This is a genomic window from Dyella sp. Tek66A03 (assembly GCF_052567735.1).
Genome location: NZ_CP199584.1, coordinates 907,585 through 924,799, shown reverse-complemented (window position 1 = coordinate 924,799; position 17,215 = coordinate 907,585). Strand labels below are relative to the sequence as shown.

Annotated in this window: 11 protein-coding genes; 3 read left to right on the top strand and 8 right to left on the bottom strand. The window is 64.7% G+C overall.

Going from position 1 to position 17,215, the window contains the following annotated elements; translation table 11 throughout:
- Positions 1–44: 44 nt before the first annotated feature.
- The 4 genes from ACT01B_RS04025 to def form a co-directional block, all read right to left on the bottom strand.
- Positions 45–824, bottom strand: a complete 780-nt coding sequence (locus ACT01B_RS04025) for a virulence factor family protein (protein ID WP_445146099.1) — start codon at positions 822–824, stop codon at positions 45–47.
- Entirely contained in the window at positions 821–3,427 is a 2,607-nt protein-coding gene (gene mprF / locus ACT01B_RS04020; RefSeq protein ID WP_445146098.1) for a bifunctional lysylphosphatidylglycerol flippase/synthetase MprF, read from the bottom strand. Before mprF ends, ACT01B_RS04025 begins: the two co-directional genes overlap by 4 nt.
- Before the next feature lie 146 nt (positions 3,428–3,573).
- Positions 3,574–5,589 carry an OPT family oligopeptide transporter gene (locus tag ACT01B_RS04015; protein ID WP_445146097.1) on the bottom strand — a complete coding sequence of 672 codons (2,016 nt, stop codon included), beginning with the start codon at positions 5,587–5,589 and terminating at the stop codon, positions 3,574–3,576.
- Between the two features lie 214 nt (positions 5,590–5,803).
- The gene (gene def / locus ACT01B_RS04010; RefSeq protein WP_445146096.1) at positions 5,804–6,343 is read right to left on the bottom strand and encodes a peptide deformylase; all 540 of its coding nucleotides are present in this window, start codon (positions 6,341–6,343) and stop codon (positions 5,804–5,806) included.
- 206 nt (positions 6,344–6,549) lie between these two features.
- On the opposite strand from def, the gene ACT01B_RS04005 reads away from it, so the two are divergent.
- The 3 genes from ACT01B_RS04005 to ACT01B_RS03995 all read left to right on the top strand — a co-directional run bounded on the left by ACT01B_RS04005 (position 6,550) and on the right by ACT01B_RS03995 (position 9,489).
- The gene (locus ACT01B_RS04005) at positions 6,550–8,625 is read left to right on the top strand and encodes a carbon starvation CstA family protein (protein WP_445146095.1); all 2,076 of its coding nucleotides are present in this window, start codon (positions 6,550–6,552) and stop codon (positions 8,623–8,625) included.
- Positions 8,626–8,636: 11 nt separating this feature from the next.
- Complete coding sequence (locus tag ACT01B_RS04000; RefSeq protein ID WP_445146094.1) at positions 8,637–8,831, top strand: YbdD/YjiX family protein; 195 nt, start codon at positions 8,637–8,639, stop codon at positions 8,829–8,831.
- Positions 8,832–8,985: 154 nt separating this feature from the next.
- Positions 8,986–9,489 (top strand): DUF2127 domain-containing protein, encoded by a 504-nt coding sequence (locus ACT01B_RS03995; RefSeq protein ID WP_445146093.1) that lies wholly within the window; start codon positions 8,986–8,988, stop codon positions 9,487–9,489.
- A gap of 934 nt (positions 9,490–10,423) precedes the next feature.
- Here ACT01B_RS03995 and ACT01B_RS03990 read toward each other — a convergent pair.
- From ACT01B_RS03990 to purL, 4 genes are all read right to left on the bottom strand, one after another.
- Positions 10,424–11,326 (bottom strand): DMT family transporter, encoded by a 903-nt coding sequence (locus ACT01B_RS03990; RefSeq protein WP_445146092.1) that lies wholly within the window; start codon positions 11,324–11,326, stop codon positions 10,424–10,426.
- Positions 11,323–12,234, bottom strand: coding sequence for a glycosyltransferase family 2 protein (locus ACT01B_RS03985; RefSeq protein WP_445146091.1), 912 nt, complete (start codon positions 12,232–12,234; stop codon positions 11,323–11,325). The genes ACT01B_RS03990 and ACT01B_RS03985 overlap by 4 nt, the downstream gene beginning before the upstream one ends.
- 72 nt (positions 12,235–12,306) lie before the next feature.
- Positions 12,307–13,047: a hypothetical protein gene (locus tag ACT01B_RS03980; protein WP_445146090.1), complete on the bottom strand. Its 741-nt coding sequence runs from the start codon at positions 13,045–13,047 to the stop codon at positions 12,307–12,309.
- 81 nt (positions 13,048–13,128) lie between these two features.
- Positions 13,129–17,001: a phosphoribosylformylglycinamidine synthase gene (purL, locus tag ACT01B_RS03975; RefSeq protein ID WP_445146089.1), complete on the bottom strand. Its 3,873-nt coding sequence runs from the start codon at positions 16,999–17,001 to the stop codon at positions 13,129–13,131.
- Positions 17,002–17,215 lie beyond the last annotated feature (214 nt).

Genomic DNA, 17,215 nt, shown 5'->3' with positions numbered 1-17,215 from the left:
GCCGGTTTGTCGCGCACAGGGTGCGCTCCTAAGCAAAGGTGCGGTTAGTGCGCGGCTGGCAGGTCATCGATCATCTGCCGCGCCAACCCTTCGTAGTCGTAGTCGAAGTGGTGGTCGCCGGTCTTTTCGTAGACCTTGATCCAGGACGGTAAGTTGGGTTCGGCGCAGATGGTGTCGGCCTTGTCCTGGACGCCGTAGTAGCAGACCACCAGGGGCTTGCCGTTCAACGCCAGCAATGGCGGCATGGCGGCGTAGTGATGAACCGGGTTGAGCCACTGGAAGAAGTCCTGGGTATGGGTCTTCCACCAGCCCTCCTTCATATAGCCTTCCATTTCGATTTCGAAATTCACGTCCTTGCTCGGCGACAGCATCACCACTTGGGCAATGCGATCGCGCCCCTCCGGGCTAAGCTTGCCGACGATTGAAGGCAGCACGTCCGCACCGAACGAGAACCCGATCAGCCAGACGCGCCGCTTGTCGCCGTCTGCCACCATGCGTGCGATGAGCGCATCGAGATCGGCCGCGGAAGCTTCCGCCGAGCGCTCACGCCAGTAGTACTTGAGCAGACTGATGCCCACCACCGGAATGCCGTGCGACGCCATGATCTTGCCCAGCGACTGGTCCAGGTCGCGCCAGCCGCCGTCGCCCGAATAGAAGATCGCGACCACGTCCTCGCGTCCCGCCGGCGGCGTGACGCCCGGCGCGGCAGGCACCATCAAGATCGATTCGTCGATGCTGGCGTGATGCCACGGCTGCCAGGCCCACAGCCCGATCGCCCCAGCCAACACAAATACCAGCGCTACTAACTTCCAAAGTCGTTTCAACGGCGCACCATGCCCGAAAGTCCACCCGAAATAAGGCTCGCCACGTTGGCGAACACCAGCGGCAACGCAATGCCGTTAGGCACGGCCAGATAGCGAGGTTCCCACACCGGGTCGAATTTGTCCTTGTACTTGTGCAGGCCGCGGAAGTTGTAGAAACGCTCGCCGCGTCCGAACAGCATCGCACCCAGGCGACTCCACAGCGGCGCGCTGCGGCGGTTCTGCAGACCGGAAAGCGGCGCCATGCCGAGATTGAACCAGCGGTAGCCTTCTTGCTTGGCCCACGTCATCAATTCGATGAACATGAAATCCATGATGCCCGAGGTGCCGTCGGGCAGGTGACGCATCAGGTCCAGCGACGCCTCCTCCTTGCTATCGGTAAGGAACAGGTTGGAAAACGCCACCAGGTCCTCGCCTTGCCATACCAGGGCCATCGGTGTGCGCTCCAGGTAATGCGGGTCGAACGTACCCAGCGAAAAACCCTTCTCGCGCACGCCCTTGTCGCGCATCCATGCGTCCGAGATTTTCTTCAGGCGTGGCAGCAGCGACGCCACGGCTTCCGCCGGCACGATCTCCAAGCGCATGCCTTCGCGTGTGAGCTTGTTGATGGTGTTGCGCAGTACCTTCTTCGACTTGCCGTCGAGGTTGAAGCTGCTAAGCAACACACGGGCTTCCTCGCCGATCTTCAGCAGGTTCATGCCCACTTCGAGATAGAGATCCAGGTCCTCCGGCCGTACCTGGTAGAACAGCGGCCAGCCGCCTGCGCGCTCGCACTGGTCGCGGAAAGTCCACACCAGCTCACGACGCGCGTGGTCCGACTCACCCACCGGATCGCCCATGGCGACCCAGCTGCGGCCTTCCACGTCGTACATGATGAAGGCCTTGCCCTCGGCATCGAATAGCAGCGTCTTGTCGCCCATCAGCGCCAGATGCGCTTGTGCGGACGAATACTGCTTGATCAGCGGCAGCGCCCGCTGCAGCTCCGCTTCGTTCGGCAAGCGCAAATCCGGTCGCGCCGGACGGATCAGGTTGGCCAGCGCAAACAGCAGGCCCGCGGCCGCCGCTCCCACCAGTGCACGCAACGCACGCGGTGCGCCACCGTGATAGAAACTGAATTCCCACCACAGGTTGTTGCTGTATTCGACGTGCTTGTAGCTGAAGCCCACCAGCCAGCCGGCACAACCGAGCACGGCGAGAATCGCGATGATCCAGCCCATCGAGAAGCTGGCACTGAACAGCGACGTGCGCCGGTAGAACAGCTGATGTGCCGGCGCCAGCGCCAGGGCCAGCAAGGACAGCAGGATGGCTTCTTCGTAGTCGATGCCCTTGAGCAGCGACAGCACCGCGCCCAGCACTAGCAAGACCAGGGTCAGCACATAGGCCGCATCCAGCCGGCGCTGCAGTCCGCGCGCCAGGATCAGCAGCATCATGCCGACCACGCTGCTCAGGAAGTGGGAGACTTCCAGCACCGCCAGCGGCAGCACGTCACGCAGGATCGCCATGCGCGTCGGTAGCGCGGAAGTGGCACCAGAGAACAGCAGGACGGCACCCGAGACCAGCGTCAGGCCCGCGAAGAACGGCGGCAGCAGCCCCGTGAACCACGGCGCCAGCAACGCCTTCTGGCGCAGTCCGCGCGCCTCTCGCCACAGCACCACCAAGGTGGCAGCGAACAGCGGCAGGAAGTAGTAAATCAGACGGTAGGCAGCCAGTGCACCGAGAATCGGCGCCTCCAGGCCCTGGTTACCAGCGGCGCCAAAGCCGGCCAGCATCACGGCCTCGAAGACACCGAGTCCACCCGGGACATGGCTGACCAGGCCGGCGATCTGTGCCAGCACGAAGATCGCCAGGAAATGCCCGAAGCCCGTGTCGACCTGGTCCGGCATCAACAGGTAGAGCACGTAGGCCGCCAGGCCCCAGTCCACTGCACCGACCAGGATCTGGCGCGCGGCGATAGGCGTGGACGGTAAGCTGACGCGCCAGCGCCAGAGGCGTAGCGGTCGTCCCAACAAGCGATTGCCTACCAACCACAGTAATGGAATCGCGGTGAGCACCGCGGCCACCGGCAATCGCCAGTTGGCCAGTGGTAGTGATGGCGGCACCGGCACCAGCAGCAAGGTCACGCCAGTGAGCGCAAGCAAGCCCAGCCAGAAACTCAGGGTGCAGTAGAGCACGACCTTCGCCACTTCAGCCGTACTCAGGCCAGCCTGAATATAGAAGCGGTAGCGGATCGAACCGGAGATCAACAGCGCCATGCCCAGCGCGTTGCTGAAGGCGTAGCTGATGAAGGAAATCAGGCTGACCTGTGCGCCTGGCAGGCGCTTGCCGACGTAGGCCAGGCCAAACCAGTCGTACAGGATCATCACGCCATAGCTGCCTGCGGTCAGCAGTACAGCCAGCGCGACGCGATAATTCTCAAGACCGTGAACGTAGCGGGCGACCTCGCGGTAGCTCACTTCGCTGGCGAGGCGGCGCAGCGCCCACAGCGCCAGGCACAGCATCGCCACCGAAAGCAGGGGACCGGCCAACCGGCGCAGCCTGACCATCAGGCCAGGACGAGCCAGCACGTCTCCGGAAATCGGGGCCTCCGCCCCAGTCTGCTCCACCACGCGTTTACCGCCTCCACATCGACCTAACACGCAGGACTTCACTGCGACCGTCTAGGATAGCCGGTCAAGGCGCATTCCTGTTCGATCGTGGCATGCGGGGATGACATTTGGTCGCGGCCGCTTCAGGCAGACCGCGACCCTGAAACTCAGGACTTGCCGTTCAAGCCCTTGGCCATCCGGGCCACCCAGAGATACAGCACGAAGACGATGGCGGCGAAGGCGATGCCGCCGATCCACTCCGCGGCGCCTGCGAACCCGGGGCCAACCAGCGCTAGCGGCGCTGCCGGATTGCTGAAGCCCAGCTTGTCGGCGAACGCGACAACGGCGGCAATCAGCACGCCGACGATGCTCTCGCCCACGATCAGGCCGGAGGCGAGCAGCACGCCAAGCTGCTTGGTGGTCTCGGGCTTGGCCGAGCGATCCGCGCGACGGTCGAAATACCAGCCGACCAGCGAACCGACCACGACCATCAGCGTGCTTACCGTGGGCAGATAGATACCCAGGCCCACCGCCAACGGTGGAATGCGCATACGCTTGGTCGTGCGCGCCAGGATCTCGTCCACCGCGATGATCGCCACGCCGATCCAGATGCCGGTAATGATCAGGCTCCAGTCGATGTTGTTGGTGATCACGCCCTGCGCCAGCGCCGAGATCAGGCCCGCCTGCGGCGCCGGAAGCGCATGGGCGCCTGCACCGGCGACACCGACGAAGCCGTAGGCCTTGTTGAGCAGATCCAGCACCGGCGGAATCACCGCCGCACCGGCGATCACGCCGATCACCAATGCCGCCTGCTGCTTCCACGGCGTGGCATCCACCAGCTGACCCGTCTTCAGATCCTGCAGGTTGTTGTTGGCGATGGCCGCCACCGTGAACACCACCGAGGTGATGAACAGGGCGAACGCCACCAGCGCCTTGCCTTGTTCCGGACTCACATAGGGCTTGACGAAGGCCACCAGCAGCAGTGCGGCGGCAATCACCACCAGGATGCCCACGCCCGACAGCGGGCTGTTGGACGAACCGATCAGGCCGGCCATGTAGCCGCACACGGTGGAGACGAAGAAGCCCATCAGCACGACGAAGGCCACGCCACCGATGGCGAGTACGCCGACGTGGTCACCCAGGCCGCTGATCGAACCGAAGTAGCCGAGCAACCACCCAATCGGCACGAAGCACGCCAGCGTGATCAGGCCGACGATGCCAATGGGGATGTCGCGCTCGGTGCGCGGCAGCGAGTCGGCCTTGCCGGCCTTGCGCACGCGCGAGGCGGCCATGGCCGAGGCCAGGCCGCTGATCACCGGCTTGACCAGCTTGGCCAGGGTCCAGATGGCCGAGACGCCGATCGCGCCCGCACCCACGAAACGCACCTTGTGGCTCCAGGTGGCATTGGCCACGTCGGCCACCGCACCGGAGGCCTGCGCCAGCAACGAGTAATGCGGCACGCCCCAGCCCCAGCCGATCACCGCGCCGATGAGCATGGCGATACCTACCGACAGGCCCACCAGGTGGCCAATGGCGAACAGCGCGAAGGATAGGTTGAAATCGTAGCCGCTCACCGCGCCCTTGTTGCCCACGCGGAAGTACTGCGTGACGTCGCTGGCGAACACCTGGGTGGCCACCACCAAGGCAAACACGGCCGACACGATCGAGCCCCAAAGCACCGCCATCAGGCCGGCCTTGCCTTCCTCGATGCTACCGTCGCCGTCCTCACCGCCGCTGCCGACCTTCAGCACCTCGGCGCAGGCCAGGCCCTCCGGGTACGGCAGGTCGGAATTGGTCACCAGCGCGCGGCGCAGCGGGATCGAGTACATCACACCCAGGATGCCGCCCAGCGCGCACACGGCGAACGAAGTCCAAAATGGGAACCCGGTCCACCAGCCAATCATGATCATGCCCGGCAGCACGAAGATGATCGACGACAACGTGCCGGCCGCCGAGGCGATCGTCTGTACGATGTTGTTTTCCTGGATCGTCGAGTCCTTGAAGGCTCGCAACAGCGCCATCGAGATCACCGCTGCCGGAATCGAGGTGGCGAACGTTAGGCCGGCCTTGAGGCCGAAGAACACATTGGCGGCGGTAAACACCACCGTGATGATGACGCCAAGGATGAGACCTCGAAGGGTCAGCTCTTTGCGCGACTGGGCGCTGGGATGGTTGCCACTCACGAATATCTGCCCGTCATCTTGGTGTCCCCTGCTCGCCGCCCAGGGGCGACATGGATGCGATGGCTGCCGCCAGGCGGCGGGCCAGCGCGTAGATTTGCCAGATTTTAGGGGTTACGCAATGAGTTTTTTTCCTCTCCCCTACGGCGGGAGGGTCGAAGTGCGCGCCACAGGCTTTTGCTCCCTCTGCCCAGCGGGGAGAGGGAGCAAAGCACGACTACTCGTCCGCGCCCGGATCCGTCCCCGGGAACAGCACCTCGGTATACCCGAACCGGCTGAAGTCGGTGATGCGCGACGGATACAAGCGCCCGATCAGGTGATCGCACTCGTGCTGCACCACTCGCGCATGAAAGCCCTCGGCATTGCGGTCGATGCGCTCGCCTTTCGGGTCCAGCCCCTGATAGCGGATCAGCGAGTAGCGGCTCACCACCCCACGCAGCCCCGGCACCGAGAGACAACCTTCCCAGCCCTCTTCCATGTCCTGTGAGAGCGGCGTGATCATGGGGTTTAGCAGGATGGTACGCGGCACCGCTGGCGCATCGGGATAACGCTCGGACTGGTCGAAGCCGAAGATCACCAACTGCAGGTCAACGCCGATCTGCGGCGCAGCGAGGCCAACGCCGCCGGCATCGTGCATGGTCTCGAACATGTCCGCGATCAGCGAATCCAGCCCGGCACTGCCGATCATCGCGTCAGGCACCGGTGGCGCCACCCGCAACAGCCGTGGATCGCCCATCTTCAGGATCTCTCGGATCATGGAACGCCTCGCTAGGTCGCAGGTTTGCCGCCCACCGAGCGCTGGGCCGGCCGAAGCGCCAGTCTAGCGCGCGGATGACGATTCCAGCGTGGCGTGCGCCATGGGGGACATTCGACCAATGGCTAATGTTGGCAAGCGCATAATGGCATTGACCACCGGGGCAACGGGGACGACCCTTGTTGTCGACCGTTCAGGAGACATCGCGCATGCACACCGCCGTTGCCAGACCAAGTCCCGCCGGCAAGATCCTCTGGGCCGTCATCGCCATCGTCGGCGCCTGGTGCCTGGGCGTCGTCGCCCTGCGCCGAGGTGAGCCGATCAATGCCATCTGGGTGGTGGCTGCCGCCATCGCCGTATTCCTGATCGGCTATCGCTTCTACGGCAAGTTCATCAACGACAACGTCCTGCGCATGGACCCGAGCCGGGCCACCCCCGCGGTACTGCGCAATGACGGTCTCGACTACGTGCCGACCGACAAGTGGGTGGTGTTCGGCCACCACTTTGCCGCGATCGCCGGTGCCGGTCCTCTGGTAGGTCCGGTATTGGCGGCGCAGATGGGTTACCTGCCTGGAACCATATGGATCCTGTTCGGCGTGGTGTTTGCAGGCGCGGTGCAGGACTTCATGATCCTCGGCCTTTCGCTGCGTCGCGATGGCCGCTCGCTGGGCAACATGCTGCGCGACGAACTGGGGCCCGTGGCCGGCGTGGTCGCCATGTTCGGCGTGCTTGTACTCATGATGATCGTGCTGGCGGTGCTCGCCCTGGTCGTGGTCAAGGCGCTGACGCATAGCCCCTGGGGCACGTTCACGGTGGCCTGCACCATTCCGATCGCGCTGCTGATGGGCATCTACCTGCGCTGGATTCGTCCCGGCAAGATTCTCGAAGTGTCGATCATCGGCCTGGTGCTGCTGCTGGCCTCGATCTGGTTCGGCGCGCATGTCAGCGTCTCGCCGACGCTGGCTCCGATGTTCAACTTTGACGCCAAGGCGCTCGCCTGGTTGCTGATCGCCTATGGCTTCTGCGCCTCGGTGCTGCCGGTATGGCTGCTCCTGGCACCGCGCGACTACCTGTCCACCTTCCTCAAGATCGGCACCATCCTGCTGCTGGCGCTGGCCATCTTCCTGGCCGCGCCGACCTTGCAGATGCCAGCCGTCACCAAGTTCATCGATGGCACCGGCCCGGTGTTCCAGGGCAACCTGTTCCCGTTCCTGTTCATCACCATCGCTTGCGGCGCGGTGTCGGGCTGGCATTCGATCATTGCCTCCGGCACCACGCCGAAACTGCTTGCCAGTGAAGGCGAGGCCCGCATGGTCGGTTACGGCGGCATGTTGATGGAGGCCTTCGTCGCGATCATGGCGCTGATCGCGGCCGCATCGCTGCACCCGGGCGTGTACTTCGCCATGAACTCGCCCTCCGCCCTGATCGGCACCACCGCACAGCAGGCCGCCACCACGATCAGCGAATGGGGCTTCGTGGTGACGCCGGACGAGCTGCTCAATACCGCCAAGAACATCGGCGAGCAGAGCATTCTCAGCCGCGCGGGCGGTGCGCCAACACTCGCCGTAGGCATGGCCCAGCTGTTGCACGGCATCATTCCAGGCGAAGGCATGATGGCGTTCTGGTACCACTACGCCATCCTGTTCGAAGCGCTGTTCATCCTCACCACGGTGGATGCCGGTACGCGCGTGGGCCGCTTCATGATCCAGGAGATCGCGGGCCTCGTGTACAAACCGCTGCAGCACACCGAATCGTGGACCGGCAACCTGCTCGCTACCGCCATCTGCGTCGGTCTGTGGGGCTACTTCCTGTACCAGGGTGCGGTCGATCCACTGGGCGGCATCAACACCCTGTGGCCACTGTTCGGCATCGCCAATCAGATGCTCGCTGCGGTCGCGCTGATGCTGGCCACCGTGGTCACCGTCAAGCTCAAACGCGAGCGCTACGTACTGGTGCCGGGCATTCCCGCTACGTGGCTGGTGGTGTGCACGCTGACCGCCGGCTGGCAGAAACTCAGCGGTCCGATCAGCTTCTCTGCCGCGGCGCAGAAGTATGCCGATGCCGCCGCCGACGGCAAACTGTTGGCGCCCGCCAAGAGCATGGACGAAATGCAGCGCATCATCACCAACAACTATGTGGACGCCGCGCTCACCGGCATCTTCATCCTGCTGATCCTCACCATGCTTGGCTTCACCATCAACGCGATACTCAAGGCATGGCGCGTCAACCACCCGACCGCGCACGAGGAACCGTACGTGGCACTGGGGAGCGTGCCCACCCAATGAGGGCTGCAACCATGAAAGCGAACCTGCAGGCCATATGGAAGTGGGCGGTGCAAACCGCCCGCCTCTCGTGCGGCGTCCCCGACTACGACGTCTACGTGAAGCATCTGCGCGAACACCATCCCGAGCGCCCGGTGCCCAGCTACAAGGAATTCTTCCGCGAGCGCCAGATCGCCCGCTACAAGGGCACCGGCGGACGTTGCTGCTGAGCCGACGATCTGTCCCCGAAAAGGCCATGCCTCGACGCGGGGCGTGGCCTTTTTCGTTTGCATTAGCGCCATGACGGATGGCGCTGGGCTTTCCGTGCCTTTCCCTTCATCATCGTGCCGTGAATATGCGATGCCCTGAGCCACACGTCTCACCATGACCGAACACCACCTCACCCAGCCCACCTCGGAAGTCGAAGCGCAGCACAGCATCGGCTTGCGTGTCATCGCCATCTACAAGGCGGTGAAAACCGTCTGCCTGATTCTGGTGGCGGCCTTTGCGTTTCACCTGGATCGCGAACAGAATTTCGAGAAGCTGGTGCACTGGCTGGAACACTTGTCGCTCAGCGACAGCAATGGCTTGCGCTGGCGTCTGGTCGAACTATTGCAGCAGATGGGCCCGAGCAAGTTCGTCGCGATCGGGCTGGTGGCACTGGCCTATGCGGCGATCTTCGCCACCGAAGGTACCGGGCTGTGGTTGCGCAAGCATTGGGCTGAGTGGTTCACAGTGATCGCCACGGGCTCGCTGATACCGGTCGAGTTCTACGAGACGCTGCATCGCTTCAGCTGGTTGAAGTTGGGGGCCTTGGTGGCGAATGTCGCCATCGTGATTTATCTGGTGAGGATTGCGTTGCAGCCGCGGCCGCCGAAGGCGAAGTGAGCGCGCGACTTCTGCACGCGCGTGAAGCTGGTCAAGCCAGGACTCAGTCCTTGTCGCTCGTCATCCCATCGGCTCTTAACAGCCGAATGGCCAGTCACGCTAGGGACCAGTGACTTTCACTTTTCTGCACACCATCGCGATCTGGCTCGCCTGCGGCGGGCTTCCGCCCTCCTGCCGGAGGCCGGGTTACTTTCTCTTGCGTGCCCAAGAGAAAGTAACCAAAGAGAAGGGCACCCCGCTTGGCGCTTGCCGAGCTAAAGCTCGACAAGTCCGTGAGGGTCGGCCGGGCTTTTCGACAGGGCTCCTGCCCTGACGAAAAGGGATCGACATCCCTGTCGATCCCCCTGCGGGCCTGATCGTCCGACCCTCACCGCCGCACAGGGGTCCCAAACGTCAAAAGCAGAGCCGTCGTTGTAGGAGCGCACCCTGTGCGCGATCACGGCGTTACCGCTCCGTTGGCTTTTCGCGCACTGAGTGCGCTCCTACAGGAAAGCCGGGCGCAGCGGGGTTTTGCTTTGGCTCTTGCCCCTGCTCTGCTGCTCTTCGAGCCCCTATGGCGCGGCGGGTGGGTGGAGGAAAAGCCCGCAGGGTGGCCGGCAGGACGCCGGCCAGTTTGTCGTCAGGGCAGGAGGCCCTGTCGACAAACCTCCGTAACCCACCCGCGCACCTGGAGGGCGTAGCCCGGAAGGCGCGCCATCGGGGTGGCCTCTCTTTTGGTTACTTTTCTCTGGCCAAACAGAGAAAAGTGACCCGGCCTCCGGCAGGAGGGCGGAGGCCCGCGGCAGGCGGGCCAGGTCGCAACCACGCATACAAAGGCGAAAGACACTGGATGACCAGGTTCGCCGTTGTAAAGCGCCTCCAGCCTGCGCTGGCATGACGAGCAAAAGTGGAGGGTCTCGGCCCGACAAACCGCGACGGCAACGAACCACCGACATCACACCTCGTGATGCAACCCTTCCGCCTGCAAGGCGACCCCACCCCGCGGCACCAGTTCCACCAGATACATCGCCGCCAGCACCAACACACCGCCGGCAAGCATGCGCCAGGTCAGCGTGTCATGACCAAAGCTCACCGCAAACGCCGCGGCGAATACTGGCTCCAAGGTCATCACGATCGCCGCCCGCGTCGGTGACAGGTGCGCCTGGGCCCAGGTCTGTACCAACATGGCGCCCGCACCGGCTGCCAGGGCCATGTAGACGACGGCTATCCAGGCACCACGATCAGGCGGCAAGCCGGGACCGGCCGGCAAGGTCGCGAGCAAACAGACGGCTGCAATCACGATCACCTGCACGGTGGATAGCGCGAAGGCGCTCCCCGCGCGTGACCACGCGCCCAGCCCCACGATGTGCAAGCCATACAGGGCCGCCGAGGCGAGCGTGAGCCACACGCCGTAGCTGATGCTCAGGCCATGCAAGGCGAGCAGGCCCAGGCCACCCACCGAAAGCAACACCGCAATCCACGTGATGGGCGGCAGGCGCTGGCGCAACAACACGGTGCCGAGCAGCGGCGTAAACACCACGTACATACCGGTGACGAAGCCGCTGATGCTCGCCGAGGTGTGCTCCAGGCCGGACGTCTGCAGCAATTGCGCGATGCCAAAAATCGCACCAAGCGCGAGCCCCTGCCCCCATTCGCGCCGACTCAGGCGCAGCAATGGCCGGCGGAAGAACACCAGCATGGTGAGCGCAGCGATGAGGAAGCGCACGGCCAGGAAGTCGGCCACCGGCATGCGCGCGACCAGATCCTTGATCAGGAAAAAGGTGGAGCCCCATACGGCGGTGACGGCAATCAGCCCGACCGTTGCGAGCATCGCCGTACGCGACGACAAAGCGCTCATGCGTCGGCATGCCCGCTGGCGGAGTTGCGCCGCAGCAGTCGAAGCCACTGCCCGGGGATCAACAGCAAGAAGTGCGTCCAGATGCCAAGCCACACCAGCGCCGAAAGCCACGGCTTGCGCGCGGCCGGATCGAACTTGCGGAACCAGCGCCACATGCCGCGATGCTTGTGTCGACTGACAAACACGGGACGATGCCGGCTCGAACTGCCCTTGCCGTGCAGCACGCGCACGTCACCTGCCAGCATCACGCGGTAACCGGCATCACGCGCGCGGCGGCACAGGTCCAGGTCTTCGCAATGCAAGAAATAGTCTTCGTCGAAACCGGCGAGATAGTCGAAGACACGATGCTGCAACAGCATCAGCGCCCCCGATACCGCCTCCACTTCGACCAGTTCATGCGGTATCGGACCTTCGATGTTGACGCCTCCGCCAGCGCGCTTGAACAGCGTATTCAAGGCGCGACTCAACAAGGGATCGCGACGATACGAGGCGGGGTCGGCGACGCCGTGCTCGTCGCACACGACGGCGCCAATCACGCCGGCACGCGGATGCGCGGCAAGCATCTCCAGCAGGCGCCGCAACGTATCGGTGTCGATCAGGCAATCCGGATTGAGCACCAGCACCGACTTGCCATGGGCCTGCGCCACGCCGCGATTCACGGCCGGTCCAAAGCCCAGGTTGGCGTGGTTGTAGACCATGTGCAGACGCGCGTCGCTCTCGTAGGCGCGCGCGATGGCCTGGGGCACACCATCGCCCGAGGCATTGTCGACCAGGATGAATTCCAGCGGCACTTCACATGCGAGCACGCGGCGCGCGCACTCGCGCAACGATGGGCCGCTGTCGGCCGCGACCACGATCACGCTGACCGGCAATACCGAGGACAAGGATGTTTGGGCGGTAGTGTTCACTGGATCCAAGTATGCGCGAGGACTTGCGTGTCGAGGCGTGAAGAAAGGTGGCGGAAGCGTAGCGCTACGTAGCTAGGAAATGTGCCCCTGCCCCAGCACCTCGTGCAGCGACGTCGGCACGCCGTCGGGGCTTTGCGCCAGCCAGGGTTGCTCGCCTTGCCAACCGCATAACTCCCACCCCGGCAGACGGTGCAGGCGATCGGCCTGACGATCCCACAAGAGGTCGCCCCGCCCTTCAGGCAGGCTGGCCACGAACCAGCGTCCGCCCGGGCCGAAACAGCAACGTGGACTCACCTGGTCGATCACCCGCCCCTTCGCGAACACGTAGCGTCCTTGATCACTCCTATGGGTTTCGTAGTGCACGCGGTCCCCGCGAGGATCGGTCAATTCGTCACTTGCCTCGCACCATGCTGCGCGCGACAACTCGATGAAATGCGTCGGCGGCCCGATTGGCGCCAGCGCCATCTCCTGCCAATTCGGTGAAGGCGAAGCATACGGCAATCGCCGCACACGCCTATCCAGCAGTGACTCCATCAGCGCCACCAGCGAAAAGCCCACCAGCGCTCCCAGCAAGGCAGCGCCCCAGGCCACCAGGTCGCCACCCAGCGCCCGTTGAATCGCAAACAGCAAGCCCGGCAAGCCCCAACGCAAACCGCGACGACAAAGCGCTGCGTAATGCACGATGCGTCGCGCAAAGACGACGGCGCCCACGGCCAGTAGCAAGAGCAACGGCAAACCCGTCCACCAGGGCAGCAACCCCACCAGACAGGTCCACGCCACCGCCGGCAGCACTCGTAGGAGCCAGCGCGCCACCAGGGAAGTCACGTTATGCCCGCGCGAACCGTGCAAGCCACGCCGAGAACCGGAACGGGCTCCCAGCGTGGCCCCGAACCATCAGCCGCACCACACCCGTGCGTTGCGGAACATGCGCATCCACGGCGAATCCTCACCCCACTTCTCCGGATGCCAGCTCATCTGCACCGAGCGGTGCACGCGCTCGGGGTGCGGCATCAGGATCGTCACGCGACCGTCCGCGGCGGTGAAGCCGGTGAGACCGCCCGGCGAACCGTTCGGGTTCAGCGGATAGTCTTCGGTCGGCCGGCCGCGGTTGTCGACATAGCGCAGCGCGCCGCCCGACTTGGACGGGCTGCACGCCTGCGGGAAGCTCACGCGCCCCTCGCCATGCGCCACCGCCACCGGGATACGCGAACCGGCCATGCCCTTGAAGAAGATGCTCGGCGAATCGAGCACCTCGATCGTGGCCAGGCGTGCCTCGTACTGCTCCGACGTATTGCGCAGGAACTTCGGCCAATGCTGTGCGCCCGGAATGATGTCCTTGAGCTGGCTCATCATCTGGCAGCCATTGCAGACGCCCAGCGCGAAGCGCGTGTTGTCGGCGAAGAAGGCACTGAACTCGGCGCGCAGGAAGTCGTTGTACAGAATCGACGTGGCCCAGCCACGACCGGCGCCCAGCACGTCACCGTAGGAGAAACCACCGCAGGCGGCGAAGCCGCGGAAGTCGGCCAGCTTGATACGGCCGCTGGCGAGGTCGGACATATGCACGTCAACCGCCTCGAAGCCGGCGCGCGTAAACGCGGCGGCCATTTCCACCTGGCCGTTGACGCCCTGCTCGCGTAGCACCGCAACGCGCGGTTTCGCACCCTTGGCGATACCCTTTGCGATATATGGCGCGGCGATGTCATCAGCCGGATCGAAGCTGAGCTTGGGGGTGATGCCCGGGTCGGCATCGTCAAGGCGCCACTCGCGCTCGGCATCGGCCGTCATGGGGTTGTCGCGCAGGCGCTGCATGGCGTAGCTGGTCTCGTTCCACGCTTCGAACAGCGTGGTCCAATTCCACTTGAACAGCGTATCGCCGTTGTGGAACAGCTTGATGCCAAGCTTTTCCTTCGGACGGCCAATGCGATAAGCCATGCCGGTGAGGCCGTGCTTGACCAGCAGCGCCTCGAACGCCTCGCGATTGGCCGACGCCACCTGCACCACCGCGCCAAGCTCTTCGTTGAACAGCGCGCGCAGCGTGGCTTCGGCCCAACCGTCGAGGTGGATCTCGAGGCCGCAACGACCTGCGAAGGCCATTTCCAGCAAGGTCACGATGACGCCGCCGTCGGAGCGGTCGTGATAGGCCAGCAGCAGCCCACTCGCGTTCGCTTCCTGAATCAGCTCGAACAGTGCCTTGAGGCGCTTCGCGTCATCCAGGTCCGGCGGCACGCCGCCACCCCGGTTGAAGACCTGGGTGAGCGCGGAGCTGCCCAGGCGGTCGCGGCAGGCACCGAGGTCGAGCAGCCACAGCTCGGAATCGCCACGGTCCAGGCGAAGTTGCGGCGTCAGCGTGCGGCGCACGTCGGTCACGCGCGCGAAGGCGGTGATCACCAGCGAGACCGGGGATACCGTGCGCTGCGGCTGGTCGCCGTCCTGCCACACGGTCTGCATGGACAGCGAGTCCTTGCCGACCGGGATCGAGATATCCAACTCCGGGCACAGCTCCATGCCGACGGCCTTCACGGCGTCGAACAGTGCCGCGTCTTCACCCGGATAGTTCACTGCCGCCATCCAGTTCGCCGACAGGCGCACTTCGCTGAGCGCAGCGATGGGCGCGGCAGCCAGGTTGGTGATGGCTTCGCCGACCGCGAGGCGCGCCGCATCGGCGCTGTTGAGCAAGGCCACCGGCGCACGCTCGGCCATCGCCATCGCTTCGCCGGTATAGCCGTCGAAATCGGTGATGGTGACCGCGGCATCGGCGACCGGTACTTGCCACGGACCGACCATCGGGTCGCGGTGGTTGAGGCCACCCACGGTACGGTCGCCAATGGTGATAAGAAAGCTCTTGCTGCCCACGGTGGGCAGGCGCAGGACGCGCAGCAGCGCCTCGTCCATGCCGATGCCAGTGAGATCCGGCACCAGGTCGACGCGGGGCTTCAAGCGGGTGGCATCGCGATGCATACGCGGCGGCTTGCCGAACAGCACATCCATCGGCAGGTCGATCACCAGGGTGTCGGTGCGCGGATCATGCAGCACCAGCTGACGCTCGGCCGTGGCGTCGCCCACCACCGCATACGGGCAGCGCTCGCGTGCGCAGTAGGCTTCGAATTCGGCCAGATCCTCGGCACCGATCGCCAGTACGTAGCGTTCCTGCGACTCGTTGCTCCATACCTGCATCGGCGACAACGAGGGGTCATCGCACGGCAGGCGGGAAAGATCGATGCGACCACCCACGCCAGCGTCGTTGAGCAACTCGGGGATGGCATTGGACAAGCCGCCCGCGCCCACGTCATGAACGCTGACGATGGGATTCTTGTCGCCGCGGCGCCAGCACGCGTCGATGACTTCCTGGCAGCGGCGCTCCATCTCGGCGTTGTCACGCTGCACGGAGGCGAAATCCAGTTCCTTGCTCGAGGTGCCCGAGGCCACCGACGAAGCGGCACCGCCGCCCAGGCCAATCAGCATGGCCGGGCCGCCCAGCACGATCACCTTGTTGCCGGGCTGCACGTCGCGCTTCTGCACGTCGCTGCTGCGGATATTGGCCAGGCCGCCGGCAAGCATGATCGGCTTGTCGTAGCCACGGCGGACGCCGGCTTCACCGGTCTCGTGCTCGTAGGTACGGAAATAGCCGCCCAGACAGGGACGGCCGAATTCGTTGTTGAACGCGGCCGCACCCAACGGGCCATCGCGCATGATCTCGAACGCGGTGGCCATGTGCGGCGGCAGCGGGCGATCCACTTCCCACGGTCGCGGCGTGCCCGGGATGCGCAGATCGGACACGGAGAAGCCGGTGAGGCCGGCCTTGGGCTTGGCACCACGACCGGTGGCGCCTTCGTCGCGGATCTCGCCGCCCGCGCCGGTAGCCGCGCCGGGCCACGGCGCGATCGCAGTCGGATGGTTATGCGTCTCCACCTTGATCGCGTAATCGACGCGCTCCTGGTGGGCGCGCCACACGCCGTCCTTATCGGCGAAGAAGCGCATGCCCTCGTAGCCTTCGATCACCGCCGCATTGTCCTTATAGGCGGACAGCGTATGCGCCGGCGAATGCTGATGGGTGTTCTTGATCATGCCGAACAGGCTCTTTTCCTGTTCGTTGCCGTCCAGCGTCCAACTCGCGTTGAACACCTTGTGGCGGCAATGCTCGGAGTTGGCCTGGGCGAACATGAAGAGCTCGGCGTCGGTCGGATCGCGACCGAGTTCGGCATAGCGCTCGGCGAGGTAGTCGATCTCGTCGTCAGCCAGCGCCAGACCCAGTTCGGCATTCGCCTTGGCCAGCGCCGCGCGGGCATCGCCGCCAAGGGCGATATGCACCAGCGGACCCGGCTGACCCGCCAGGAACAGGCCCTGGGCGTCCTGCAGGCTGGTCAGCACCGATTGCGTCATCGCATCGTGCAGCACCGTCATCACGGCTTCGTGCTGCGGCGAGCCTGGGTCAGGCAAACCGGCGACCAGCCAGGCCGTGCCGCGCTCGACGCGATGCACGTCAAAGCCGGCGCCGTGCAGGATGTCGGTGGCCTTGCTAGACCAGGGCGAGATGGTGCCCAGTCGCGGCACAACCCAGAGCGATGCCGTTTCCGGCGCCGCATCCCTGGCCTCAAGCACCTCCAGCAAACGCCGGCGCTGTTCGCCCTCCGGCATCACCGCGGCGTCGATGAAATAGACAAACCACGAAGACTGCACGCGGGTGCCACGATGAATGGCTTCCAGGCGGGCGTTCAGGCGTTCGAGGCGGAAAGGGGAGAGGGCGCTCTGCCCGTCGAGTGCGATCATTCGGGGAACGGGAGCTATGCGAAAACGCCTATTGTACCCGAAGGCGGGTCAAAGCTACCGCGACGCAGCATTCGAGCGGGGTTGGAGGGATTTTCTGGCTTTGGGCGCCATGGCCATCCGCGGCGCGTGGCACCGCGCCGATGGCGCACCCTGGGCCCGGAAGGCGTGCGCAGGAGCGCACCCTGTGCGCGACAAGCCGGCAGGAACGCCGGTT